Here is an 18,618-nt window from a genome sequence, read left to right on the forward strand (position 1 = left end):
ATCAGTGGACATTAAAAAAGATGACTCCGATTGAATATCGGAACCATCTTTTCAGTGCTTGATTTTTCAGGGCTTTTTTATTAAACTGTCCATTTTATAGGGTACAGTTCAGACAAGTGCTTTCATCATGCTTTTTCTTTTTTCTTTCGAAATGGTAGCCACCAATTCCAATCTCCAAACAGTTTCATTAAACTTGGAACAAGCATAAGTCGAATAATTGTCGCATCAAGAAAAATTGCAAGTGCTACTCCAAGGCCCATCTGTTTAACTGGTAAAATATCAGTGAAGGCAAATGCCCCTGTCACTACAATCATAATTAAGGCTGCCGATGTAATGATACGACTTGTTGATATAAGCCCTTCTAACGCTGCTACATCGTTATCTCCTGTCTCCTCGTATAGCTCATGAATACGAGAAATAAGAAATACCTCGTAATCCATGCTTAAGCCAAATACAAGCCCAAAAATAAAAATAGGTAGTACAAATAGTACGGAACTTTCATCCAATCCAAAGTGTCCACCTTCAAATAACCAAACAACAAGACCAATTGTTGCGCTAAGACTTAATATATTCATGACAATTGCCTTTATTGGAATGAGTATTGACCTGAAGGCAAATAATAAGATAAAAAACGTAGATCCAAATATAACAGACATCCCAATCACAACTTTATCTTTTATTTCATCCTCTAATTCTTGTTGAAATGTTGTCATTCCACCTACATAATAGGTTAGATAATCTTCTTTATACTTTGCTTTAAAATCTCTCACCCATTGTTTTGCCGCTTCTGTCTTCGGCTTTGTATGTAAGAAAATTTGCAACGTTGTCCGATTCTCTTTCGTATAAATATCAAATATCGGAGCGATTTTGGCCCCCTCAGGCGTTTGTAATAACGCAGCAACCTGTTTTGCATTCATTCCATGTAGCTCATCATAAAGACTCTCTACTTTGTATACTTGCTTATCTTTTTGTAACTTTTGTACAATAGATTCTATTTGCTGCAAGCTTTCTTGCTTTGTTACCTTTTCCTTTGTCTCTATTACTACCGTAACATCCGCATGAGTTTTCATCATGTTACGGAATGTCTCTTCATATTTTTCATATGCAATCCTTGTCTCACTTTTTTCCGGCAATGCTTCTACACCTGGAAATTGAAGATTTGCTGTGCGAAGAGGTAAGAGACAGACGATAATAAACGTTGTGACGATTATGACCATCATAATCGGATGACTCATAACAAACTGCGCAAATTTCCTCCACACTCGTGAAGTACGCGGCGGTGTTTGCTTCTTATTGAGCAACCGTTTTCCCATTAATGATAAGAGCGCTGGCAAAAGTGTAAGTGAAAAAATAATACTCATAATAACAACAATCATTCCGCTGATTGCAACTGATTGAATGTAGTCTATTTCAAAGAAAAACAAGCCTGATAGTCCAACGAATACACACAATCCCGAAAATACAATCGCTCGTCCTGCTGTTTGATACGTAACTAAAATCGCTTCTCGAACAGAGCGATATGCCAACTCCTCCCGAAAACGATTGACAAATAAAAGTGCAAAATCAATCGATAAGGCAAGACCGATCATCGGCGCAACATTTAAAACAAAAATTGATAACTCTTTATCTACACCGATAAAATATAAAATTCCCATTGTACTCATTACACTCAGTGCACCATTTACAATAGGTAAGATAGACGCAAGCAAGCTACCAAATGAAAAAAGTAACACAAGAAAGGCAATTGGCAAACCAATCATTTCAGCTACTTTTAAATCGTTCTGCGTTCGCTCATTGATTTCTTGATTAATTTTTGGAAAACCAGTTGCAGTTACTTTCAAGATACGATTACTTTCTTTTTTTATTTCTTCGGCAAACTGTAATGTTTTTTCATTTCGTTCTTTACTTGTTTTCCCAGAAAATAAAATTGTCGCATAAGCTAAATCATCTTGTAACATACTCTTATTTTCTAGGGGATGATGAAACGACTCATACGTTTCTTTCGACTGAACGTTTGCTACGAGCTCTGCAATTTCTTTTTGAAAATCGTCGTTTGAAATCCCTTTATTTTTTTGAAACACAAGCAGCAGTGTGTCTTGTGATTGTTTAAAATCCTTGTCCAAAATAGCTTTTGTCTTTTGATAGTCCCCTTTTGTTTGAAAGCCATCACCGCCTAATACTTCTGGAAGTTTTGGCGCAAAAATACCTAGTATGATAGCTAACATACATAATATGGCTATTACAGTATAGCGGAATTGAAAAAGAAAAGCTCCCATTTTCCCCCATACATCTACTTGCTCTCTCTTTATTTTCATAGCTTTCACCTACTTTATTCCATTCGAAATGCATCTCTATTTTAGCACATTCCTATTTCCTAAAAAAACATCTAGAAAAACCGTTTTCTAGATGTTTTATCCCGCTATTTTAGGGCAGTAAGACTCCCACCTCAAGATGCAGAGAGAAACAAGGAAGATAGGTGGGAGTAGGGCTGCCCGTAACAGCCCGATTGGTGAGGGCTCATAATCAGTGGGGGATGAAGAAAACCCCCACTGATTAAAGTTTCACTTTATCGCTCTTGATTCATTTGAAATCGCTCTGAAATGAGGCGGTGAAAATAAATGGTGATAATTAACAGAATGCCTCCTACCGCGTACCCTGCTAAAATATCAGTTGGATAATGAACAAATAAAATGATTCTGCTTAGTCCAATCCATATAATAAATAGCGCCGCAATCATTACGCTTATATATTTACTCATTGTATTGTGCAAATTTGCTGCGATGATATAAGCAAGAAATCCATACGTCATAATGGACAACATTGCATGTCCACTTGGAAAACTATATCCAAGTGCATCAAATGCTTCATTCAAACTTGGACGATCTCTTTTCACAATTTCCTTTATCCCTTTATTCACAAGATGCGTTGTTAATATAGCAAGCGGATATAGGAACATTGCAACATAATAACGTTTCTTCCAAAAAATAAGTAAACTGAAAATAAGTACGCTCGTAATCCCAATGGCAGACCCCATTTTTGTAAAGTATGAGAAAAATACAAGCAAGCGATCTGTTTGTAATCCCTTTACAAGCTCTTGTACATATGTATCCATCATTGTTATGCCATTCGCTTGTACTCTCCAAGCAATAATGCCAAATATGATACAAAATAATATCATACACAGTAACTCATATTGATATAATTTTTTCTTCAAACTTTCTCCTCCTACTTATGAAAAAATGCGATTTCTATATAGAAACCGCATTTGTATTCTTTATTTCCCTTTTGTTTTTAATTCTGTCCAGTAACGATCATACTCTTTTAATTTATCATCTACATCAACAAGCCATTCTGTACGATTCAACTCATCTTGTGATAAGAAAATCATTTTGTTATCGCGGTATTCTTTACTATGAAGCGGCCAAGCTTTTTCGTTTGGATTACTGTATCCAATGGATTCATAGTTTTTCACACTTACTTTTTCATCCATTAAATAGTTCATAAACTTCTCAGCAAGTTCTTTATGTTTCGCACCTTTTGGAATTGCTAATGTATCCGCCCAAATTGTACCGCCTTCTTTTGGAACGACATACCCTACATCTTTATTGTCTTTCGCAATAAACGCTGCATCTCCAGACCATACTGTTCCAATCCATGTATCTTCTGTAATGAATTTTTGCTTAATGTTATCTGTGTCAAATGCAAGTAGGTTTGGAAGTAACTTCTGTAAGTCCGTTGCCGCTGTTTTTAATTGAGCATCATCTTTTGTACTATTTGAAAACCCATTTTTCTTAAGTGCCATACCTAATACTTCACGAGAATCATTTAATAAAGTAACGCGTCCTTTATACTTCTCATTCCATAAATCATTCCAGCTTGTTGGCGTTTCTTTTACATACTTTTTATTGTAAGCAATTCCTGTTACACCCCAAGTGTATACAAGAGAGTATTTATTCTCTGGATCAAACGCTGGCGTTTTAAAGTTAGAAACAAGATTTTCTACATTCGGAATGTTTTTCTTGTTTAATGGCTCTAATAAATCCATTTCCGCCATTGTTTTCACCATGTAATCAGATGGTTGAATTAAATCATATTTCGCACCGCCAGCTTGTAACTTCGCAAGCATCTCTTCGTTACTTGCATATTTGTCATAGTTAATCTTGACATTGTATTTTTCCTCAAAATCCCTTAATACTTGCTCATCAAAGTTATCAGCCCAGCTATAAATGTTAAGCTCTTCTTTTTTTTCACCGCCGCATCCTGCAAGTACGCCTGCTACAAGGCTAAAACTAATGGCTGCGCCAGCTAGCGTCTTCATCAATTTCATCGATTCACGACCTCCTCTTTCTGTTTTTATAAAGGAAGATGCCCTCCGGAGTTTTCTTCTCCATCCGCTCCTTTATTACGGAATAGTTCTGATGCAATCATTAACCCAACAATGACAACAATTAATATTGTTGAAAGTGCATTAATTTCAGGTGATACTCCGCGTTTAACCATACTGTAAATATATAGTGGTAATGTTGTGGATCCTGGCCCAGATACAAAGAAACTAATTACAAAGTCATCAATTGATAACGTAAATGTTAATAACGCAGCAGAAATAATGCCAGGGGCAATACTTGGAAGCGTTACATGACGAAACGTCTGCCAAGGGGTTGCTCCTAAATCATTTGCCGCTTCCTCTAAATCATGTCCCATACTAGACAAACGTGCTGCTAAAATCACAACAACAAATGAAATACTGAACGTAATATGCGCAATGATAATAGTAGCTTGTCCAAGTTCCATTCCAATTTGGCTAAATAAAATAAGTAGAGATAATCCCATTAAAATATCAGGAATTAAAATTGGTAAGTATACAAGTCCATTTATCGCTCCTTCAAAACGATACTTATAACGATGTAACGCTACTGCAAAAAATACACCGAGAGCAGTTGTTACGAAAGTTGTAATAAGAGCAATTGTAATACTATTTACCAATGCATCAATGACGTCTTGCTTTTGAAATAAATCTGTATACCAATGGAATGTAAACCCTTGCCATTCCGCATTAATACGCGAATCATTAAAAGAATAGACCATTAAAACCATCATTGGAAAATATAAGAACAATAAAATTAACCAAGAGTAAGAAACTAAAAACTTTTTCATCCCGTACTATTCCCCTCCGTTTCCATATTTATATACTTTCGTCGCACGATAATATAAGTAAATTAACAGAACAGAGAATAGGACGACAATAATCGATAATGCAGAGCCAAATGGCCAATCACGTGCACCTAAAAATTGGTTTTGAATTACGTTTCCAATTAATGCTACTTTCGATCCACCCATTACATCCGATACGACAAACATACCAATAGATGAAACAAACACTAAAATGGAACCCGTTGCAACTCCTGACATTGTCATCGGAAGTGTCACATGCCAAAATGCCTTAATTGGCGTTGCGCCTAAGTCATACGCCGCTTCTAACTTGCGTTTATCAAACTGTTCAATCGCTGCATACACTGGTAAAATCATAAATGGTAATAAAGAATAAACCATACCTAATATTACAGATGGTGTATTATATAATAAATTTAATGGTTCATGAATAATGCCTAATTTTAGTAATGCTATATTCACAAGACCTTGTGAACGTAAAATAACAATCCATGCGTATGAACGTACAAGGAAGTTAATCCAAAACGGAATTGTTGCCAATAATAAAAGAATAGAACGATATTTACGATCTACAATCGTAATTGTATATGCAAATGGATATCCAATTAGTAAGCAAAGCACCGTTGTAATAACAGCAATCTTCACTGTCTCCCATAATGTACTCATATATAGTGAATCAAAGACGCGCACTATATTATCAAGTGTAAATTGCATTTCCACTGTGCCGTATGCACCGCGCTGGAAGAATGCAAATGCTAATACAAATAAGAGCGGAAATAAAAAGAAAATTAAAAGCCATGCAACTGTAGGTAATGCGAGTAGTTTCCCTTTTTTCAACTTAAGGTCACCTCATCCTCTTGCTCCCAGCCTACGTATACATTATCTCCGATACTCCACTGCGCCGCTTCTTCTGCAGTTTGATATGCCATTAATAATTCAGATGTTTTTTCATCACGTACATACAGCTTTTCCATATTTCCAACAAATTCAATATCTTCAATATGTCCAAGATGGTATTCTTTTAAAATCGGTTGCTCAACCGAACGGATTTTTACATTTTCAGGGCGAACTGCTACATAGTTTTCCCCGGAGCTTATAATATTATTTTCACCAATGAACGTCGCCACAAACATTGTTTTTGGTGTATTATAAATTTCCTTCGGTGTTCCAATTTGCTCGATATGTCCTTTATTCATCACGACAATACGATCGCTCATGCTCATCGCTTCTTCTTGATCATGAGTTACATAAATAAATGTAATTCCTAAATTACGCTGTAAGTTTTTTAACTCGCGCTGCAAATCTTTTCTTAACTTAAAATCAAGTGCGCCAAGCGGCTCATCGAGTAAGAGAACACGCGGGTTATTTACAATCGCTCTCGCAATTGCAACACGCTGCTGTTGTCCGCCAGAAAGTTTCGCCGGTTTTCGGTTACGGAATTCTAATAACTGCGTTAAACGCATAGCTTCTTCCGCACGTTCTTCTTGTTCCGCTGCTGATACTTTTTGCATTTTCATACCGAAACAAATATTCTTTTCAACTGTCATATGCGGAAATAGTGCGTAATGTTGAAACACTAAATTCATATGACGCTTATAAGGTGGTAATTCATTAATCCGTTCTTCATCGAGTAAAAGGTTACCTTTTGTTGGCGTTTCAAAACCTGCAATCATACGAAGTAACGTTGTTTTCCCGCAACCACTCGGTCCAAGGATTGTTAAAAATTCCCCTTCTTTAATATCTAAAGAAAGAGGTGGAATAATGACTTGATTTCCAAAATGTTTTTCTATCGCTTCAATTTTTATAATCTTTTTCATTTTCCCGTCCTATCTACCTCAAATTTTTCATTTTTATATTCATGAATAAATATTAATTTTTGCATATTTTTTATTTCGATCCAAATAAAAATGATGATTTACCAGCGTTCTTTTCTATTCTTTATGTAGTATGTTTGATTCATTTTCGCATGATACATAGTCGAACAGAAAAACCCCTTCCCGTAAGAAGGGGTTTTTATCATACGGCTACGCCTACTGATAAACACCCTCATCATTTTAACAACTTTCGTATAAATTTTAAAGCACTTTTTGTAGAAGAATAACGAATTTTCATGTCAAAAACTGTAGATTGAGATAAAATGCTCTTATAATGAGAAAATGTTTGAAAACTTTGTTCACCATGGTAACTGCCTAATCCGCTGCTGCCCACTCCTCCAAAAGGTAAATACGGCGTTGCAAGATGATAGACGACATCATTTATACAACCGCCACCATATGAAATATTCGTTGTAACTTGTTTGTGAATTTGTTTATTCTCTGAGAAAACATATAAAGCAAGTGGCTTTGGCTGTTGTTGAATAGTTTCAATTACCTCTTCTATTTCTTCATATTCTATAATAGGTAATAGCGGTCCAAAAATCTCATCTTCCATAATTGCACTTTGCCATGTAATATTCGTTAAAATGGTCGGTTCTATATGCAATGTTTCTTCATTATAATTGCCACCAACTTCAACATGCCCCTCCTGTAAAAATGCACATAATCTGTCAAAATGACGCTTGCTAACAATCCGGACATAATTTTCATTTTGTAACGGTTCTCCATACTGCCTAACAATCTCACTACGAAGCGCCTCAATCAGTGCCTTCTTCACTGATGAATGGACATAAATATAATCAGGAGCAACACATGTCTGTCCGGCGTTTAGAAATTTCCCCCAAACAATCCGTCTTGCCGCTACATCCATTTTCACATCTTTATGCACAATACATGGACTTTTTCCGCCAAGTTCTAACGTAAGAGGTGTTAACTGTTTCGCTGCTGCTTCCATCACAATTTTCCCTACGCTAACACTACCGGTAAAGAAAATATAATCAAAAGGTTCCTTAAGTAACGCTGTACTTTCCTGGATTCCACCTTCTATTACTGTAACAAGCTCTTTTGGAAACAATTCTTGCATCATATGAGCTAATAGTTTTGACACATTTGGCGTTAACTCAGACGGCTTTAAAACAACCGTGTTACCCGCCGCTAACGCTCCTACAAGGGGAGCGATTGCCAATTGGAATGGATAATTCCAAGGTGCCATAATAAGCGTAACACCGTATGGCTCTGGAACAATTTTCCCTTTCGATCCAAAATGCGTCAAAGCCGTTCGAACACGTCTCGGCTTACTCCATGAAGAAAGGTGCTTCATTTGAAAAGAAATTTCCTTTCGTACATATCCAATTTCCGTTGTAAATGATTCATGATGGGATTTATTTAAATCTAACTGAAGCGCTCGAAAAATATCAGACTCAAACCGCTTAATCCCTTCATATAATGCATGTAAATGCAATTTTCTTATCGCGATTTCTCTCGTATAGCCGCTATAAAAATATTCTTTTTGCATCTTTACAATAGAAGGAATATCCATACTTTCACCTACTTTCTATCCGATTCTTTCATTTATACTATTTATAAACGGGAAAACTTCTCATCTATAGCGAAGCCCCTACTAATTATGAACTCTCTACCTATTAAAAAATGTTTATTTGTAGAGTTTCATTATATCTAAGTTTTCTTCTTCTGTATAACTCTTTGTCTATAAAAAAAGCTGTTGAAAGGTAATCTTTCAACAGCTTTTTCCTATTATCGATATAAACGAACCGCACCTGCTGATTTATCATCAGCTTGACCAACTACTTCAAATTTCAAACCAAGTTTCGGTAAAATGCGTCCTGCATCTGGAATTTGATCATTGATGTAAACTTTTGAATCATCAAATTTCGCAACACCAGGTAACCCGTTATATTCAAACGTGCCACGAGTTGGTGATACAACTTTCCAAGCTGGTGTTTGATCGAAAGAGAATGCTGCATCCGCAATTTGATAACGTGTGCTATCTTTAAATGTTGGCTTACCATTTAAAGTGCCTGCAATAGCTTCAGGATGGGAATCAACTACCCCAAGGAAACCATGTCCTGGATGAACCCCAACCCAGTTATCTGTATAGCTTGAATCCGCATACCAGACAACCATACCTGTGTTATATACCGGACCACGAGCATATTTTAATGCTTCGTCGGCACCTGCATAATTTCTCCACTCTACATAATAGTTATGGCTCTTCTTCTCAATTCCATTTGAAACGACAAAACCATTTAACTTAAACTGTGTTTCTCCTTCTGCATCATCAGAAAATACAACTTTACCGTCTACTGTTAATGATGCATTATCAAGCGTAAAGCCATTTAATGCAAGACCGCCATCTGTCACATATTCAAAGACAAGCTTCACTTTTTTACCTTTGAACTGGCTTAAATCATAAGACTTGTCCACCCATTCTCCTAAAGTTGTATCTGCCCCATCTTTTACATCTTTGTTACCAATTGTATCAATTAATGTTTTTGTACCATCTTCTGTTACCGCATGTACTTCTAAGAAATCATACCCTGTTTCAATTTCATACAATGATTTAAAATCAAATGTTGCATTCGTTGCACTTGTTAAATCAAATAAAGGTGTTTCTAAAGTCGTATGAAGATCGTCACCTTTTGTACTATAGTAGTACTTCTGCCCAAAGGCAGGCTCAATTCCTTTTACATCCTTGTCCGGTAAGTTGACACGAATTAAACCTGGTCGATTTGATTTTGTAACACTTTGATCTAAATATGTTGCATAACCAATACCTCGATTTAATTTCTCATAATCTATTTCTGCAATATTTGCCCAATTACCACCCATTGTTTTTTGGAAAAATTCTTTATTTTGTGGGGAGAAACTTGTTGGCGTCGTTCCGGCAATTTTACCTGCCCAACTACCACCACTCATAATAGACCATGATTGAACTGGTTCACCGCCGCCAGAATATTTTGTATCATACTCATCTGGAAGTCCTAAATCATGACCATATTCATGTGCGAAGACACCAACTGCACCATCCTCTGGCTCAATTGTGTAATCGAATGCAGCCATTTTCCCGTCCCAATACGGAACTTTCGCTGTTGTCCCATCAATTGGAAATGGTTTTTGACCGACTGTCCAGCGATGTGACCAAATTGCATCATCACCTAGTTTACCACCACCAGCTTCTTGTCCAACACCAGCGTGAATAACCATTAAGTGATCCACTAAGCCATCTGGTTCATTTTTATTTCCGTCACCATCTATATCATATTGATCAAATTGATCGAACTCCGATAAATCGATTCCACTCTCTACTGCTGCTTTTAATGCATCTTTAATTAAATCACGCGGTCCTAATGGTCCTTTATTATCATGTCCTTCTCCAGCATCCGCACCATAATCAGCTGCTTTGCCTGGAACGGTTAACCACTTTGACACTGTGCCATCTACTGTATAACTACCGCCAGATTGTTCTTCATAATACTGCTTAAATGTTTCAATTTTACTTCCATCATGGAGCGTAAATGGTTCGTCACCGAATAACATTTTTTCATAATGCTCCTGATTAAAATCATCAGAATACATATACCCAGGTTCTTGCTCGATATTGTTATGCTTGAAATCATCATATTCAACAAGCAACACAAGTACTTTATCTTTACGAACTTCTCCGTTATACTTTTTTTCTTTTGCAGGAGTTGTTGGTACTTTACCATTTAAAGCGCTCTTTGCTGGAACAGCTCCCTCTGGTTGGCTACTTGCTCGTTCTTTTCCTTTCTCTTTTATATCTGTTTTTGCATCTTTCACCTTCTTCAGAAATTCAGATGCCTCTTTCGTTACTTGATCCCCAACCATCTCTTCTTTCCCAGGCTTATCACCTTTCTTTTTCTCGACATACTTCTCGACCGCTTTCTTTGTCTCTTCATCGGACGCCTTTTCGTTAATCACTCCTCGCTTCTTAAGTGCATTTGCTAAGCGCTCTTCTGGAATCAAATGATCATCAATTGGACTCGTCGCTGTTGCCTTTGCAGATGTTTCTGCCTGAACAGCCGGACTTCCAAAGCTAAATGCGCCTCCAAGAACAGCCGCTACCGCAAGTGCTGATAACACTTTAAATGGTTTCTTTTTCATCCCCGATTTTCCTCCCCTAATAAAATATGTATTTCAACATAAATTTTATTAAATTTTCAATTAATTTTCAATATTTAGTCATATTATGTAATTTTTTTAATATTTTTGTAAAAATTATGCATTTAATATAGGGGCATATTATGATTTATCGTTTTTTCTGAAAATATTGATAAATTCTGACAAACCTTTTATAATTTTGGATGAGAGAACTCGATGGGGATTTTATCTTTGTTTTTTTATCTACAAAATACGGCGATACATATACAATTTTTTTAAAGAAATTATTATTTTCGTCATAAAAATGTTAAAATATCGAGTATTTTGTAATATTGCTTATGACCGACAATTAGGGAGGAATAAATTTGTACAAAGATAAGACAGACTCGTTAGATCAGGAATGGATTGATTTAATACTTGAGGCGCTTGATGCTGGAATTGCAATTCAAGACATTGAACATTTCTTCCAAAATATGAAGCAATCCACGCAAGCCTAAGGTATTGTTCTTTTTAGAGAAATTTATGCTATAATAATAACATCATAAGTGGATATACATTTACAGAAAGGTGCGCAAATATGATTGGAGAACGTATAAAACGCCTTCGTTTACAAAGAGGGATTTCTTTAACAGAACTTGCTGAAAAGGCCGGTGTTGCAAAGTCCTACATTAGCTCCATTGAACGTAATTTACAACAAAATCCGTCCATTCAATTTTTGGAAAAAATCGCAGCCGTTCTGCAAATACCAATTGACACACTTCTTCATGACACAACACCGTTAGAAAATCAATTAGACTCTGAATGGGCACATCTTGTTAAAGAAGCAATGAACTCTGGTGTCTCAAAAGAACAATTCCGTGAATTCATTGAGTTTAGTAAATGGAAACAAAATCAAAAATAATGTACATGAAAAGGAGGATATATGAAAATCCTCCTTTCTCTTTCTCTATCAAAAAAAGCGGGAAACTCCCGCTTTTTTTGTATTTATCCCGCTATTTGAGGGCAGTAAGACTCCCATCCCAAGATGCAGAGAGAAGCAAGGAAGATAGGTGGGAGTGGGGCTGCCCGTAACAGCCCGATTAGTGAGGGCTAATAATCAGTGGGGGATGAAGAACACCCCCACTGATTAAAGTTTCACTTTATCTTTCTTCTCCATCAGCTTGACTTGCATTAAATGTCCACTCTAAGTTTAATGCATCGCCTTGGAATTTATTTTGATCTTGTCCATTATCTTTAAATTCAAATTCTACCCATAGGTAGTCTTCTGTGTTTGGTTGTAGACCACCTTCTTCACCCCACTCTGGAGCAAAGATATCTTTCGCTAATAAATCAGGATCCGCTTTTTGTAAATCTGCTAAAGTTGTTTCATAAACTGGTTCGCTTTGTTTATCCCAGTTCCAAATAAATTTTACATTAATATGACTCGCAAAGTCTTCCCCTGCATTGTCACCCTTCGCATCTACAGTTGAGTATTTCGTTGCTAATTTCACATCTTTAATCGCGATAGAACCACTGTTCTTTAATAAGAACTCTTTCTTAACAGAATCTCCTGGCTTCAAGTCTTTAATGTCTACAATCGTCTTAGGATCCAAAGTAAGGTCTAAAGTACCTGCTGCGAACGTATTGTTCGATACTTCTTTATCGCTAAAGAATGCGAACGTTCCTCCGCCAATTAAAGCAATCCCTAATGCCGCTGACGCAACTCCCATGCCTAACTTTTTCTTTAAACTCACTTTTCCATTCCTCCTAGCGTTTTTTTATTATCCCTTTCCATCATGCAGAGATATCGGATAAAGCATTAGTCTTTCTACCTAGCTCCTCCACTTACACTATCCCTAACGGTTGTTCTTTAAAAAGTTACTTTAAGTTCATTATAAAGAACATTCTGTTTAAACGCAATCTTTTCATTTAAAAATTTTTATTTTAGATTCAATAGACACACTCTATTTTCTTGTTTCTTCTTTTAAATGAGAGTCGACATCTGGTTCTGGTTGTTGTTCCTCTTTATGATGAGACAATTGTTCTGTCGCTGTTAACTCCGTAGCCGTTACCTGCTCGGCTTCTTGCTTTTCTATTACCTTTGCTTGTTCATGCAATTTTTTCTCTTTTTCCGCATCGACTCGCTTTTGAAGCGTTTGAATTTCCTCATCAATTTTTTGGATTCCTGCCTCTTTATCAACATTTTCACAAATCATATTGATAACATTTAAATTCTCTTGGACAGATTGAAGTTGCTCCTGTGAATGGCTTTCTTGTAATTGATGATAATACCCTTTCATTTCTATATATATTTTCTGTAATGACTCGCGCTCGAAAGCAATCTTTTCACGTTGCTCTTTCCATGAAACAAGCCTGTTCTCAAGTGCTTCTATAGATGTTTCTTCTGCTTCTTTTTTCATTTTTTCATATACTTGTAAAATTACTTTCTCGTGCTGCTTTGCAGCTTGTTTCAACTTGTATATTGTTTTCGGAAACACAGGAGCGGCCGCGATCGAACCTTGCACTTTTTGTTCTGTTACAAAAGCTGCTTCTGTATGAGTGACGATTTGAGCTCCCATATAAAAAGCTACAGAACACATACACGGGAAAACGAGTAATGTTTTTATTCTTTTTAACACTTTAGGCATTCTATCCTCTCCTATTTACATCTATACATTCTTGCAAAATGAAAACAAATACCTTCAACGAAAAAGGCTATCAATTTGATAGCCTTTTCTTCATTTTTTCTCACCTTTTCCTTGCTGCGCATCAAATGTCCACTTCACTTCGATTGTATCGCCCTGAAATTGATTTTGATTTCCCCCATTATCAACAAATTCAAAGCGCACTTTAAAGGAATCTTTATGCCCGGCCTTAATCCCTTTTTCATCCAACGCTTCCGCAAGTGAATCATTATTTACTGGTATGGATGGCTTCCCTACTAATTCAGATAATTTCTTTTCCTTTATAATGTTATGACCCTTATCTGTATTCTTTAAGATCGTAACTTTTATGTGATCTCCAAAATCCTCTGTATTATCACCTTTTGTATCTTTCACTTTATATTCGGAGTATAAGAAAACTTTCTCAATATTTAATGTGCCGCTATTCACCAATTCAAAATCACGTGTAATCGTATCCCCTGGTTTAATATTTCCCACTTGAATAATCTCAGTAGCCGGCTTTACTGTTAAATCTAGCGTGCCTGCCGCAACCGTATTGTTCGTAACTTCCTTATCGCTAAAATACGCAACTGTTCCGCTCCCAATTAGCGCTACTCCCATCAGTGCCGATCCAATCCCTAGTCCTAATTTTTTCTTTATGGTCATATCCATATCCCCCAAATATCGTAAAGACTTTCCATTCCCATATTTTTATACAGATTGTCCTACATCTGCTGACTTATTTTTCTTCTCTTTATCAATGCTACGAATTGCACTCGAAATAGAGAATACCGAATACCCAAGTAAGAAAAGCCCTGGAATAATTAATAGAAGAGCTGCTCCTGCCTTTGAATTTGCATAATTTAATAAATAGCCTACATACGGCACTGTAATATCTTCATACTTCCCTATCACATTTTCCGCTAATACAGGCTTCATATCTGGCCCGTTGTTATTATCACCTTTTGTTACATACATCACTTTTCCATTCGCATTTTGTACATCAATAATACGATGCGTTACAATTTTCGTATCACTTTCTTTAAATGTAATAACATCCCCTTTTTGATACTTAGAACCATCTTTCGTTGGTTCAATCGCAATTACAGAACCCGTTAAAAACGTCGGCTCCATCGAACCAGATAGTACCGTTTTAAATTGATATCCCATAATAGTCGGCTCCCCGCCACTTGCCTTAGAAGAAATCACAACAAAAGCTAAGAAAACCATTAATGCGAATAAAACAAATGAAATCACATTACTCATTATCTTCCAAACGAATTTCATCGGTCTCCCTCCTCTTTTCATATATATGTAAAAAAATAGAATACTTTATCTCGTTCTTAAAAAAGAACTTAATTCAATACTATAATGAACAATTCGAAAACGCAATAAAAAATAGGCAATTCATCATTGCCTATTTTTCTTCTGAAACTGCATTCTTTTTCGTTTTTCTCATTATATACACACCAAATAATATAAGTATAATTAGACCGATTCCAACACAAGCCGCAATCATTTCAAAAGAATACGTTTGTGTCGTTTTTTCTATCTTCTCCTTCGCTGCCGCAAACTGCACATCTTCTTTTGAAAGAACATGAATGCTTGCAATCGTTTCATTATTCTTTGTTATATCTACAGTTCCCACTACCTCACCGCGATGAATTCCTCTTTCATATAAAGAATCTGTATCTACAGGTGCTTTTCGGAAAACTGTTTTCACATTTTTCCCTTCCTCTTTTTTCAGCATCAGTTCTGCACTTTTCTCTAATTCACAATCTATATCTCTATCTAAATACGTTGCTCTTTCATGCCAATAATTCTTATCAAGTACGAGTTGTTTCGTAAACTGCGGAAATGCATATTCAGCCATCTGCTTCATATCTTCATAGATTTCTGGTTTTTGCGAAGCCATCACGACATTAATAATTCGATTTCCATCTTTCTCATTTAATAAAACAAGCGTATTGCGCGCTTCATTTGTAAATCCTGTCTTTCCACCAATACTATACGGGTTCTCAAAATAATTTGCTTTATTAAAAATAGAAACCGTCTGTCTAGAAGTTGTAACCGTAGTACGCTTTGTATTCATCGCCTGTAAAATTTCAGGATACTTTTGTACACCTCTCGTAATCATTGCCATATCGTATGCAGTCGTATAATGATTTGGATCGTGCAAACCATTCGGTGTAACAAAATGACTATCCGTCGCGCCAAGCTGCTTTGCCTTCTCATTCATCATATGCGCAAAGTTTTCTATACTTCCTCCAATATGCTCCCCTATCGCATACGCGACATCATTCGCACTCAGCACCATTAAAATCATTAGCGCCGTATTCCGATCTACCGTCTCTCCAGCTTGAAACTCCAGTTGATAATTACTCTTCTCCTGATCTAACGCCGCTTGTGAAAGTGTAAATTGCTCTTCAGGCTTCGTATGCTCCATAAGTAAAATAGCCGTTAATACCTTTGTCATACTAGCCGGAAACGCATGTTCATGTGCATTCTTATCATATAGCACATCCCCCGTCTTCGCATCAATCGAAACAGCAAACTTCCCAAACACATTTGGACCTTGTCCAGGTGCCGGTGCTGGCTCCATTCCTGTCTCTGCATACAATGATAAAGGAGTAACAAAAAATAAACACATCCCCAAAACAAAAAACATAATTTTCTTACAACTTTTCATATAACTCTCCTTTTTCATAACTTATATATAAAAATCACTAACTCACCTTCAGATTGGAAACAAACTGGAAAACAACCGTCATTTTTCACTATATCACACTTTTACAATAAAGTGAACGAACTATTTATGAACAATCCCAAAACAAAAAAGAAGGATTTACTCATTCTGATCCTTCTTATCACGCAACAAATCTATTAACTGATTCTCAGCTTCCTCTTCCGTAATCTCATCGGTCATTCCCATAAAGTGAAACTTTAATCAGTGGGGGTTTTCTTCATCCCCCACTGATTATGAGCCCTCACCAATCGGGCTGTTACGGGCAGCCCTACTCCCACCTATCTTCCTTGCTTCTCTCTGAATCTTGAGGCGGGAGTCTTACTGCCCGTTAATGCGGGATAAATGATCATCCCTTCGAACCAATCCAGTTCACTAACTCCTTCAAAAACTCATCATGCGTCACATCCACATCTAACATCGCACCATGAATCGAAAACGTTCTATTTCTATAGACGCTCGCATCTGAAAAGACTTTCTAACCATACAATACGCACCGCTTTTCCTCATAAAAAATTTTACAGCATCCACAGCTCATTCTGTTACATCGGATTTTCACTCCATTGGTAAAAAGAATTGATTACCAAATAAAAATATACAATTCTAAAACTTCGCACTTTTCTATTGATTTCACACCAAAATTCTATTACAATGAATCATACATTCTACTACATATCCATGATCCCGTAGCTCAGCAGGGAGAGCGCCACCTTGACAGGGTGGAGGTCGTGAGTTCGAGCCTCTCCGGGATCATAAAACCTAATAGTATTAAGGCTTGAGAGGGTATTATCAAAAACTAAACTTGTGGAGGTCTCCATCAGATACCACAAGTTAAAAGAGGACTACTTCTAGTCAGCAAATCAACTGGCTCAGAGGTAGTCCTCTTTTTTGTTTCTATAAAACCGAGAAAGGACTGAGAAGAGAATGCTACTTAAGTTTGTATAGTAATTAAAATTATAGTTTGTACACTCGTTGAAATCAGTGAGATAATTCTTGAGACTACTGTTTATTTAACTCAGATCCCCCAGTTTCACCTACAGTAATCCCCCTCAGATATACTAATTTAACGATGCTCTACTTAGTAATTCTATACAACAAATAAAGCAGAGATTTCTCCCTGCTTCTGTTAGTTTCTTTTATTGAGAAGATTAACCACCAATATTCTTATCTGCCATTCTATACAATTTATATCTATTTTGCCCTCTTCTTTTTTCGATTTCTAAATATTACCTCTAACACTACTACTGCGATGAATCCTACAGTTAGTTGTAAACCTGTAAACAGAAGTTTAACATTTAGAGGAATATCAGGTGCACTCCAGAGCAACGCTGGAGGAATAAGGATACCAATGATTACAATGATTCTCATTATCTTCCCCATTTTGTTTCTCCTATCATATCTTTAAGATTTACGTTTCTTTTTACAATTCTACTAATTTCTCACGTAGAACCAATTCACTCTCAGTCATATACCCTCTATGCATTTCCTCTACAACCTTTTCATGATTAAAACATAATACTTTTTCATCACCTAGATAGCCTACTGGATAAGGAACACCCACATAATCAAAATCACGTTTATCTGCTGATACAATCATTTCTTCCAATTATCATAATGACAGGTTCTACACCTTCTAGTTTCACTACTGTCCCGATTGGTAAAAGTTTCATTTATTCCCTCTCTTATGTTATACACTATTTGTTTTTAAATTTACTATACATCCGTTCGTACAGTTTATTAGTACCAAGTGCACAAGCTCCTAAAATAAGAACACCTATAATAAAGCCAATCTTTTTAGGTAATTTATAAGGAGACGTAATAGCAACTACAAGTAATATAACAATTGCAACATATGTAATATATTTTCCAGCCTTAAATGGTTGCATATTAATATACTCCTCTCTTAATCCTCAAATTTAATGGTACCACCCAACCCATAACTGGATTTGAGTCAATATTTTGGACACAAAAAAGTTAAATCTAAGCTACCTTTTTAGCTAGATCTTCTATTGCTTGAGGAGTTTTATAACCAATGCTACTATGAATTCGT

17 protein-coding genes, 1 tRNA gene and 1 pseudogene are annotated in these 18,618 nt (G+C 36.3%); 3 read left to right on the forward strand and 16 right to left on the reverse strand.

Annotated elements, in window-relative coordinates:
* Positions 1-125: 125 nt before the first annotated feature.
* From MR063_RS20660 to MR063_RS20695, 8 genes are all read right to left on the reverse strand, one after another.
* On the reverse strand, positions 126-2,315 hold the full coding sequence (locus MR063_RS20660) for an MMPL family transporter (protein ID WP_242201174.1): 2,190 nt from the start codon (positions 2,313-2,315) through the stop codon (positions 126-128).
* 251 nt (positions 2,316-2,566) lie between these two features.
* Positions 2,567-3,214, reverse strand: coding sequence for a phosphatase PAP2 family protein (locus MR063_RS20665; protein ID WP_242201176.1), 648 nt, complete (start codon positions 3,212-3,214; stop codon positions 2,567-2,569).
* A 60-nt stretch (positions 3,215-3,274) separates the two neighbouring features.
* Positions 3,275-4,327, reverse strand: a complete 1,053-nt coding sequence (locus MR063_RS20670) for a polyamine ABC transporter substrate-binding protein (protein WP_242201178.1) — start codon at positions 4,325-4,327, stop codon at positions 3,275-3,277.
* Between the two features lie 26 nt (positions 4,328-4,353).
* Positions 4,354-5,154, reverse strand: coding sequence for an ABC transporter permease (locus tag MR063_RS20675; RefSeq protein ID WP_242142463.1), 801 nt, complete (start codon positions 5,152-5,154; stop codon positions 4,354-4,356).
* 6 nt (positions 5,155-5,160) lie between these two features.
* The gene (locus MR063_RS20680) at positions 5,161-6,006 is read right to left on the reverse strand and encodes an ABC transporter permease (protein WP_242201179.1); all 846 of its coding nucleotides are present in this window, start codon (positions 6,004-6,006) and stop codon (positions 5,161-5,163) included.
* A complete protein-coding gene (potA, locus tag MR063_RS20685) occupies positions 6,003-6,986 on the reverse strand; it encodes a spermidine/putrescine ABC transporter ATP-binding protein PotA (RefSeq protein ID WP_242201180.1) in 984 nt (327 codons plus the stop codon). The genes MR063_RS20680 and potA overlap by 4 nt, the downstream gene beginning before the upstream one ends.
* 232 nt (positions 6,987-7,218) lie before the next feature.
* A complete protein-coding gene (locus tag MR063_RS20690) occupies positions 7,219-8,583 on the reverse strand; it encodes an aldehyde dehydrogenase (RefSeq protein ID WP_242201181.1) in 1,365 nt (454 codons plus the stop codon).
* 215 nt (positions 8,584-8,798) lie between these two features.
* The gene (locus MR063_RS20695; protein ID WP_242201182.1) at positions 8,799-11,186 is read right to left on the reverse strand and encodes an immune inhibitor A domain-containing protein; all 2,388 of its coding nucleotides are present in this window, start codon (positions 11,184-11,186) and stop codon (positions 8,799-8,801) included.
* A 362-nt stretch (positions 11,187-11,548) separates the two neighbouring features.
* Here MR063_RS20695 and MR063_RS20700 point away from each other — a divergent pair, with 362 nt between their 5' ends.
* Both MR063_RS20700 and MR063_RS20705 read left to right on the forward strand, forming a co-directional pair.
* Positions 11,549-11,680: an anti-repressor SinI family protein gene (locus MR063_RS20700; protein WP_011984083.1), complete on the forward strand. Its 132-nt coding sequence runs from the start codon at positions 11,549-11,551 to the stop codon at positions 11,678-11,680.
* Positions 11,681-11,760: 80 nt separating this feature from the next.
* Positions 11,761-12,084, forward strand: a complete 324-nt coding sequence (locus MR063_RS20705; RefSeq protein WP_242142458.1) for a helix-turn-helix domain-containing protein — start codon at positions 11,761-11,763, stop codon at positions 12,082-12,084.
* Positions 12,085-12,322: 238 nt separating this feature from the next.
* On the opposite strand, the gene calY is transcribed toward MR063_RS20705, so the two are convergent.
* The 5 genes from calY to MR063_RS20730 form a co-directional block, all read right to left on the reverse strand.
* The gene (calY, locus tag MR063_RS20710; protein ID WP_087098052.1) at positions 12,323-12,916 is read right to left on the reverse strand and encodes a biofilm matrix protein CalY; all 594 of its coding nucleotides are present in this window, start codon (positions 12,914-12,916) and stop codon (positions 12,323-12,325) included.
* A gap of 210 nt (positions 12,917-13,126) precedes the next feature.
* A complete protein-coding gene (locus MR063_RS20715; protein WP_242201183.1) occupies positions 13,127-13,810 on the reverse strand; it encodes a DUF4047 domain-containing protein in 684 nt (227 codons plus the stop codon).
* Positions 13,811-13,900: 90 nt separating this feature from the next.
* Positions 13,901-14,491, reverse strand: a complete 591-nt coding sequence (locus tag MR063_RS20720) for a TasA family protein (RefSeq protein ID WP_242201185.1) — start codon at positions 14,489-14,491, stop codon at positions 13,901-13,903.
* 45 nt (positions 14,492-14,536) lie between these two features.
* Positions 14,537-15,112 carry a signal peptidase I SipW gene (sipW, locus tag MR063_RS20725; RefSeq protein ID WP_011984078.1) on the reverse strand — a complete coding sequence of 192 codons (576 nt, stop codon included), beginning with the start codon at positions 15,110-15,112 and terminating at the stop codon, positions 14,537-14,539.
* A gap of 130 nt (positions 15,113-15,242) precedes the next feature.
* Entirely contained in the window at positions 15,243-16,514 is a 1,272-nt protein-coding gene (locus MR063_RS20730; protein ID WP_242201187.1) for a D-alanyl-D-alanine carboxypeptidase family protein, read from the reverse strand.
* Between the two features lie 734 nt (positions 16,515-17,248).
* Between MR063_RS20730 and MR063_RS20735 the strand changes: the two genes are divergently transcribed.
* Positions 17,249-17,321, forward strand: a tRNA-Val gene (locus MR063_RS20735).
* Positions 17,322-17,759: 438 nt separating this feature from the next.
* Here MR063_RS20735 and MR063_RS20740 read toward each other — a convergent pair.
* The 3 genes and pseudogenes from MR063_RS20740 to MR063_RS20750 all read right to left on the reverse strand — a co-directional run bounded on the left by MR063_RS20740 (position 17,760) and on the right by MR063_RS20750 (position 18,454).
* Positions 17,760-17,948, reverse strand: a complete 189-nt coding sequence (locus tag MR063_RS20740) for a hypothetical protein (protein WP_000516413.1) — start codon at positions 17,946-17,948, stop codon at positions 17,760-17,762.
* 40 nt (positions 17,949-17,988) lie between these two features.
* Positions 17,989-18,238: pseudogene (locus MR063_RS20745) on the reverse strand (DUF4176 domain-containing protein).
* 24 nt (positions 18,239-18,262) lie between these two features.
* Complete coding sequence (locus tag MR063_RS20750; protein ID WP_242201189.1) at positions 18,263-18,454, reverse strand: hypothetical protein; 192 nt, start codon at positions 18,452-18,454, stop codon at positions 18,263-18,265.
* Positions 18,455-18,618: the final 164 nt, after the last annotated feature.

It is taken from the genome of Bacillus cereus group sp. BfR-BA-01492 (genome assembly GCF_022662815.1).
GTDB classification, from domain to species: Bacteria; Bacillota; Bacilli; order Bacillales; family Bacillaceae_G; genus Bacillus_A; species Bacillus_A cereus_BD.